The sequence below is a fragment of the Kocuria coralli genome, from assembly GCF_008831305.1.
GTDB classification, from domain to species: Bacteria; Actinomycetota; Actinomycetes; order Actinomycetales; family Micrococcaceae; genus Kocuria; species Kocuria coralli.
Genome location: NZ_ML708665.1, coordinates 1 through 314, shown reverse-complemented (window position 1 = coordinate 314; position 314 = coordinate 1). Strand labels below are relative to the sequence as shown.

General features: G+C 61.8%; 1 protein-coding gene. It reads right to left on the bottom strand.

Annotated elements, in window-relative coordinates:
- Window positions 1–21: 21 nt before the first annotated feature.
- A partial coding sequence (locus tag FCK90_RS15260; RefSeq protein ID WP_158035148.1) for a transposase occupies window positions 22–314 on the bottom strand: 293 nt, incomplete at its 5' end.

The following is a 314-nucleotide window of genomic DNA, read 5'->3' as shown; positions in this document are numbered from 1 at the left end:
GCGTTGACGCTCCTATAGTTGTCAACTCGCGATTTCACCGGTGCGGGGGTTGACCTTAATGAGGTGGTAGACCTCGCGAATGACGTAGCGCTTCAAGCAACGGATGATGTCTCGCTTGCTCTTGCCTTCAGCGGTCCGACGCGCGACGTAGGCGATGGTCGGCTCATGGAACCTCATCCGGACGATCACGGTGCGGTAGATCGCGGCGTTCAGCTGCCGGTGCCCACCATGGTTGATGCGATGTCGACCGCTGGTCATCCCGGACCCGGTCGGGACGGGGCTGATACCGGCGAGCTTCGCGAATGCGGCTTCGG